The sequence below is a fragment of the Arthrobacter sp. A2-55 genome, assembly GCF_025548615.1.
GTDB lineage: Bacteria > Actinomycetota > Actinomycetes > Actinomycetales > Micrococcaceae > Specibacter > Specibacter silviterrae.
The window spans coordinates 1-7,294 of sequence record NZ_JAJLOZ010000114.1 but is presented as its reverse complement, the minus strand read 5'-3'; the positions used below and the strand labels follow the sequence as shown (position 1 = coordinate 7,294).

6 protein-coding genes and 1 tRNA gene are annotated in these 7,294 nt (G+C 67.8%); 3 read left to right on the top strand and 4 right to left on the bottom strand.

Annotated elements, in window-relative coordinates; genetic code table 11:
- Nucleotides 1–201: 201 nt before the first annotated feature.
- Genes LPN03_RS20120 through LPN03_RS20110 form a run of 3 tightly spaced genes read right to left on the bottom strand, consistent with a single transcriptional unit; the run spans nt 202 to nt 4,500 of the window.
- Complete coding sequence (locus LPN03_RS20120; protein WP_262455669.1) at nt 202–3,129, bottom strand: ABC transporter permease; 2,928 nt, start codon at nt 3,127–3,129, stop codon at nt 202–204.
- Between the two features lies 1 nt (nt 3,130).
- The gene (locus LPN03_RS20115) at nt 3,131–3,856 is read right to left on the bottom strand and encodes an ABC transporter ATP-binding protein (RefSeq protein ID WP_262455668.1); all 726 of its coding nucleotides are present in this window, start codon (nt 3,854–3,856) and stop codon (nt 3,131–3,133) included.
- The gene (locus LPN03_RS20110) at nt 3,853–4,500 is read right to left on the bottom strand and encodes a PadR family transcriptional regulator (RefSeq protein WP_262455667.1); all 648 of its coding nucleotides are present in this window, start codon (nt 4,498–4,500) and stop codon (nt 3,853–3,855) included. The genes LPN03_RS20115 and LPN03_RS20110 overlap by 4 nt, the downstream gene beginning before the upstream one ends.
- 192 nt (nt 4,501–4,692) lie before the next feature.
- Between LPN03_RS20110 and LPN03_RS20105 the strand changes: the two genes are divergently transcribed.
- Entirely contained in the window at nt 4,693–4,902 is a 210-nt protein-coding gene (locus LPN03_RS20105) for a hypothetical protein (RefSeq protein WP_262455666.1), read from the top strand.
- 195 nt (nt 4,903–5,097) lie between these two features.
- Here LPN03_RS20105 and LPN03_RS20100 read toward each other — a convergent pair whose 3' ends face one another.
- A complete protein-coding gene (locus LPN03_RS20100) occupies nt 5,098–6,081 on the bottom strand; it encodes an NAD(P)H-quinone oxidoreductase (RefSeq protein ID WP_262455665.1) in 984 nt (327 codons plus the stop codon).
- A 104-nt stretch (nt 6,082–6,185) separates the two neighbouring features.
- Here LPN03_RS20100 and LPN03_RS20095 point away from each other — a divergent pair.
- Together LPN03_RS20095 and LPN03_RS20090 are read left to right on the top strand one after the other, a co-directional pair.
- Nucleotides 6,186–6,273 (top strand) — tRNA-Ser (locus LPN03_RS20095).
- A 276-nt stretch (nt 6,274–6,549) separates the two neighbouring features.
- On the top strand, nt 6,550–7,294 hold a 745-nt coding region (locus tag LPN03_RS20090), incomplete at its 3' end, for a lamin tail domain-containing protein (protein WP_262455664.1).

The window sequence follows — 7,294 nt, the reverse complement described above, 5'->3', positions numbered from 1 at the left end:
CTCTCGGCCGACCCTCGGTTGCAAACGGGGCACTCTCAGCCAACCCTCGGTTGCAAGTGGGGCGGCGGAGCCCGGTTGCAACCGAGCGTCGGGAAAAAGTGGCCCGTTTGCAACCGAGCGTCCGGGGAATGTGGCCCGGTTGCAACCGAGCGTCCGGGAAATGTGGCCCGGTTGCAACCGAGCGTCGGAAGGGACGGGGGGTCAGGCCAGGGTCTGCCTCCTTGTTATGGGCAGCTTGCCCTTTGTCAGCAGCCACGCCGCGGCTGCTCCGAAGAGTGGCACCAGGACCACCAGCGCCGCCATTTGCAGCCACGGCAGCACGGTCGGGAAGCCACGCTGCAGGGCCAGCACCACGACCACCGGAATGGCTCCCGCCACAACGCCCAGCACGGTGCCGAGCAGCGCCGTCATGAGGATCTGCGAACCGGCCAGGGCCTTCCTGAGCCGCGTGTCCGCCCCAACGCCGGCCAAAGTGGCATGGTCATTGCGTCCGTCGGCGAGCGCCAGCCCAGCGGTGATGCCGGCGGCGCTGAGGGTGATCAGCGCGCCTCCCACCACGATCAGCCACAGCATGAGGTTGACGAAGGTCGGCGGCCCCTGTTCCAGCGAGAACCCTCCAAACGGGCCCATGAAGGGGGCCAGCGAGGAGGCTACCTTGTCCCCGGCAGCCTGGCTCAACGGCCCGGCGGCAGTGATCAGCAGCGCCCTGGGGTCAACCGGCATGCCCATGGCCTTCGCCGTTTCCGCGGAGACCACTCCGTAAAAGTGCAGCGGCTTGTCCGGGGCGTCGACGACGGCGGCCAGCGTCTTGGTGCCCAGCGGCACGAAGTCCGGGCGCAGGTACGTTGGGCCGGCAGGCTGTGATCCTGGGTCGACGGAGACGTAGAATCCGTTGCTCTGGCTGCTCTCGGCGTGGTAGTCGACGCTGATGACGGCGGCCTTGCCGGAATCGTCCACATAGATCTTGTTGGTGACAACGATCCCGCCAGACTTCAGTGCCGCCCGGGCTGCGTCACTGGGCTGGTGCCCCAAGAGTGCGGCCAGTTCTTCTTCGCCTCCCACCACAATGGGCGGCAGGAAAGTGCCGAAGTTCGTGGCGCTCATGGACCCAGTGCAGCGCCAGTCGCCCAGGTCAATGGGCTGGGCGTCCTTGGCCAGTTCGCAGCGGTTCGCAGCCGGTTCGGCCAGCACCCAGCCAATGCAGGGCGCCTGGATGTAGTCGCCGTTCTCCGCGACGCTGCTGGACGGGCAGGAATTTGTCGAGACGGCGCCACGGAGCACGTTGGTGGCCACGTCCGGGCCGATGGAGGACTTCAGTGCCGCCGTGACCTTGGAAGGGTCGACCGTGACCATTTTGCCCCGGCCCACAGCCGCAGCCCCGCCATTGCTGTTCGCCGGCCCAACGTCGTAGTCCTCATATTGCAGGGGAATGGCCACCTGGTTGAGGTTGGCCTGCCACCCGTACGTATCGCTGACCTGCTGCATGGCGCTCGCTGTGCCCACCATGAGCGCACTGGACAGCGTGGCTGCGGCAAGCACCGCGGCAACCGCCGGAACCGTCCGGCCGCGGTTCCGTGCGGAATCCCGCGCTGCCAACCGGAGCGCAATGGGAAGCCAGGCGGTCCGGGCCGTCAATAGGTCCACGATGCGCCCCGTGAAGCAAATCAGGGCAAAAACCAGCATGACTGCGCCCGCAATGATCAAGCCGAGGTACAGCGGCTGCCACCGATACATTTGCAGGTCCCCGCGCTTGGCAATGGCCACGATGCCACCGGCCGCCATGGCTGCCGCGGCCAGAATGGCCAGGCCAAAGCCAATGCGCACCGTCCACTTGGACGGCTCATCGGCGGTCCGTCCGGACTTGAGCGCGGACAGCGTGGCCTGCTTGGAGACGCCCCGGGCCGGGACCAGCGCGGCGAGCCAGCCGGCCGCCAGTCCCACGGCCACCAGCGCCACGATGCCCAGCCACTGGACGTGCAGGCCGGAAAAAATAGTCTGCCCCGCGGCCCGGACTGCCAAAACCCCGATGGTTGCCGCCGCTGTTCCCAGGACAGCCCCAATGGCGCCGCCCGCCAGCCCCAGCCACACCCCACTGGCTGTCACCACTGAACGCAGCATGCCTGCCTCAGCCCCCGATGCTGCCAGCAGCGCCAGGTCCCGCTGTTGTTTCCGGGCGCCCACGGCAAAAGCAGCCCCGGCCAGCAGCCCCACTTCCAGCAGCGCCAGCACGCCTACGAGGGACCCGAGAACGGCCAGGCTCAGGACGTTTTGAAGCCGGCCGTCAGACGCTGCGTCATTCGGCTGCACGGGCCGCTCCGCCAGCGACGGCGGGTCAAGGATCAAGCTGCGCGAGGTGAGCTGCACCCCCTTGGCGTTGAACGCCTGGGCGTCGCTCCACCCGAGTGGCCTGCCGCCGGCAAGGTAGACAACGGCCGGGGACAGGGACCCCGCCATGGAAGCGGGCACCTGGTCCCGCTTCAGGTAGAGGACGGTTTTTCCGTCCGCAACCCCGGCGTCGCGGACGGTGCCGACCAGCTCAAAGGTGCCGGCCGACGTCGTCAGCGTCCCGCCCGGCTGGAGGCCGAAGCGGCTGAACAGGCCCGGCGAACCCACGGCCTGGCCCGCCCCTGACGGCGCTGTGCCCTCCAAAAGCCTGTATTTCCCGGCAAAGGCAGGGTCAAGGACATCCGTAACAACGGCCTGCAGCGGCACCTGGGCCTGGCCAACCGGACTGGTGGCCTGCAGGTATTGGCTCGCAATCGCGCGGTAGCCGGGCGGCACCACGTCAGCCGGGGCGGCGGGCGTGAAATTTTTGTCCGGCTCCCCCTGCCCCGACGGGTATCCAAGGTCGCCGCGCACGGCCTGCACGCTTTTGGCGTTGATGGCCTCCAGCGGGGCGAGCCTGCCCTGGGTCTGGCCCAGTTCGTGCAGCACCGTTTCCTGGGGCGTGGCGAGCATGCTTTGCCCGGCCGTGGCCGCTGCCGACAGGCCAAATATGGGCAGCGCAATCAGCGCCATGATCAGCGCCGACCGGCCCTTGTGGCGGCGGATGTCCCGCCACGCCATGGTCAGCGCCAGGCGCAGCCGCGGCCGGCGGCCCCCCTTCACGGGGGTGAGGTCCAGGGCCATCTCAGTGGGCCCGCCCGGTCAGCAGCACCGACGGATCATGCTGCGAGGCGGCCTCGTCCACAATGCGCCCGTCCTTGAGGAACACCACCCTGTCCGCCCACCCGGCATGCCGGGCCTCATGCGTGACCAGTACGACGGCGGCCCCCGCCTCCGCGCGACCCCTCAGCACCTCCAGGATGCCGTCTCCCGTGGCCGAGTCCAGGGCGCCAGTGGGCTCATCCGCCAAAATCAGCCGGCGATTGCCCACGATGGCCCGGGCAATGGCCACACGCTGCTGCTGCCCGCCGGACATCTGGTCCATGAACCTGTCCGCCAGGTCCTCGATGCCCACCAGGCGCAGGGCGTCATTCGCCTGCCTGCGGGCCTTCCTGGCCGGGATTCCATCCAGCTCGCGCGGCAGTGCCACGTTCTCCGCCGCCGTCAGGGTCGGCACCAGGTTGAAGTCCTGGAACACGTAGCCCACGGCCCGGCGCCGCAGCCGGGCAAGCTCGTTGATGCTCAGCCCGCCCAGCGGCGTGCCCTCCACAAACACCTCGCCGCCCGTGGCCTTGTCCAGGCCGCCGGCCAGTGTCAGCAGCGAGGACTTTCCGGAGCCGGACGGGCCCATGACGGCCACAAACTCCCCCGCATGGATGGTCAAATTCACGTTGCGCAGCGCCGCGACGGCCGTGGCTCCCGCGCCATAGGTGCGGCTCACGCCGTCGAGCTGCAGGACCTCGCTGCTCATTTGGACACCGCCCGGGTCCCGGCCGCTGCGGCCGCCTGGTGTTCGGCCGTCTGGCGTTCGGCCACCGCTGTCCGTTGCTTCCCGGCGCGCACGGCACGCTGGGCCATCCAGCCCTCGCAATGGTCCAGCCACCGGACCTCCGCCTCCGCGGTGAAGATGAGCGAGTCCAGGACCAGCAGCCAGGCAGCGTCGTTGGCCTTCGGCCCGCCCTGTGCTGCCGGAGCAGCGTCAGCACTGGTCGCTGCCGCCCGGCGCTGGCGCGTGTAGTCCTGCATCTGCCGCATCGAGGCGGTGCGTTGGGCCTGAACGATGGCAGCAACATCCACGCCGTCCAAGGTCAGGGCCAAGGCCAGTTTGATGGCAAGCTCGTTGCGGGGCGGATTTGTGGCGGCCACGGGCTGTGCGAACCAGTCCGTCACCTCGGTGCGCCCGGCGTCAGTGATGGTGTACACCACGTGACCCTCGCCGTCGTCCCCTTCCTTTTCGACCAGGCCGTCCCGCTCCAGCCGGTCCAGCGTGGTGTAGACCTGGCCAATGTTCAGCGGCCAGGTGGAGCCCGTCCGCTCCTCAAACTCGCCGCGGAGCTGGTACCCGTATCGCGGGCCCTCCTGCAGCAGGGCCAACAGTGAATGCCTGATTGACATGTGAATCTCCCCAAGATCGGCGCGGCCGCCCCCAATGGCCGGCCGCGACAACGGTATGCATACCGCGTATGGCAAACACTAGCTACCGGGTATGCAAAGCGCAAGGGGTGTCCCGCCGTCGGGGAGGGCGCGGCAATTCGATGGCGCAGCTGATGCGGGTTGCGGGCTGGCGGAGAATCGATGGCGCAGCTGATGTGGGCTATGGACGGGCCAGCCCGCAGGTGCTGCACCACCGAATCCACCAGCCCGCAGGTGCTGCACCACCGATTGGGGCAGGGCCTGAATTCGGCCGGATCCGGGCATGTGCACACCGAAACCGGGGTCAAACCGTCCCTGATCAGCGTTCGTGTCGCGACTGTGGGGCTGACCCTCGCCGGCACGGGGGTCTTCTCGGTGCTGTGACGGCTTGGCCCCGCACTCGGAGGGGCCCGGGCCTCGACGCGCTCGCAGGGCTCGCTGCTCGACCACCGGTGATTGAGCTTGTCGAAATCTTTAGCCTCGACGCGCTCGCAGGGCTCGCTGCCCGATCACCGGGTGCGGACCCCGGGCCTCGACGCGCTCGCAGGGCTCGCTGCTCGACCACCGGGACAGGCCGGGCTACAGCGTCAGCAGGACTTTGCCCACGTGGGCGCCGGAGTCGAAGTATTCGTGCGCGGCAGCGGCCTGGGACAGCGGGAATGTCTTGTCCACCAGGGTTTTGACGGCCCCCGACGCCAACAGCGGCCACACGTGCCCGCGCACCCCGTCCATGATGGTCGCCTTTTCCTCTGCGGGCCGGGCCCGCAGGGTGGTGCCAATGACGGCAGCGCGCTTGGCGAGCAGGGCACCCAGGTCGAGCTCCGCCGTCGTGCCTCCCTGCAGGCCGATCACCACCAGGCGGCCGTAAAGGGCCAGGGCCTGCACATTCTGGGCAAGGTACTTGGCGCCGACCACGTCGAGGATCACGTTCGCGCCCAGGCCGGCGGTGTGCTCGCGGACCAGTTCCACAAAGTCTTGGGAGCGGTAGTTGATGGCCAGGTCCGCGCCCAGGTAGCCGGTGAGCATGGCCGCCTTTTCGTCGCTGCCAGCCGTGGCGATCACGCGCGCGCCGGCCGCCTTGGCCAGCTGGACCGCCATGACGCCAATGCCGCCCGTGCCGCCGTGGATCAGCACCGTCTCCCCTGGCTGCAGCTGCGCGGTCATGAAGAGGTTGGAATAGACAGTGGCGGCCACTTCGGGCAACGACGCCGCCGTGACCACATCCACGCCGCCGGGCAGGGGCAGCACCTGGCCGGCCGGAACCGCCACCTGCTCCGCATAGCCGCCGCCGCTAAGCAGGGCCACCACCTTGTCCCCCAGGGAAAACGGCCGCGTAACATTGGGGCCAAAGCCGGCAATGCGGCCCGAGACCTCCAGGCCCAAAATGGTGGAGGCCCCGGCGGGAGGCGGGTAAAAACCTCTGCGCTGCTGGACGTCTGCACGGTTGATGCCCGCCGCGACCACGTCGATCAGGACCTCGCCCGGTCCCGGCACGGGTGCGGGGACCTCCGCCAGGGTCAAAACGTCCGGACCGCCCGGCTGCGGGGCAACAATGGCCTTCATGACACTCTCCACTTGACTTTTCCACGGGCAATTCCACTGGCTGGCACGGGCAGCTGTGGCCGCTTTGGTGGCACCGCCCTGCTTATGAAACACTACTAGGGTAAGGAAGGTTGTCCGAGCGGCCGATGGAGCTGGTCTTGAAAACCAGTGTGCGGTAACCCCGTACCGCGAGTTCGAATCTCGCACCTTCCGCACAGGCAAAAGGACGCGGCCCCGGTGACGGGGCCGCGTCCTTTTTGCTCGTTACAGGCCACATTCATTCACGTCCACGCATCCGGAAAGCGTTTGCTTGACCGCCCCCTCCCGTTCATGGATGATTCACTTTTATGTGTGAGGCTCAAAGACGATCCTGCAGGGCTGGCTGGACCCGGCCCTTTTTGCTTTGGGTTTCTCTCTAAATGCAGTACAAAAACACCTTTCATCATCACCCTCAGCACAACTGTGCAACCACATCCGAGAGTTGGAAACATGAAGACCAACACCCTTATGAAGGCGGGAATGGGGGCCATCGTGGCCCTTGGACTCGCCGCGGCCCCGCTGGCGTTGTCGCCAGCGCAGGCCGAACAGGGTCCCGCCACGGCGGGCCCAACCACGACGGCGGCGCTTGCGCCCACAGGTGCCCTTCCGGCCGGCGTCACGGCAGCCTCCCACGTGATCATCAACGAGGCCTACCTCAACGGCGGCAGCACGGGGGCAACGTACAAGAACCGTTTCGTGGAGCTGTACAACCCCACCGATGCGGACATCAGCCTCAAGGGCTGGTCCCTGCAGTACCGTCCCGGCACCAATACCGGTGCCATCAACATTTCGGCGGCGCTTGACGGCCTGTCCGGCACCATCCCCGCCAAGGGCTACTACCTGGTCAAGGGGGCGGCCAATGGGGGCGCAACCCCCGCTGGCAGGGACTTGCCGGCGGCCGACGTCGAATCCAGTTCCTTGGCCTTCGCCGCCAGCACCGGCACCATTGTCCTGTCCAACCAGTCCGCCAAATTCCAGGCCCTGCCCACCGGATCAGTGGTGGATGAGCCCGGCGTGGTGGATTTGTTCGGCTACGGCACGTCCAACACCTTTGAAGGTGCCGCAGGACCCACCGGCAGCGTGTCAAAGTCGCTGAACCGCACCGGGTTCGCCGACACGGACAACAACAAGAACGACTTCACACCGGCAGAGCCGACCCCCACGGGCACGCAGGGCGGCGACACACCCCCGCCCC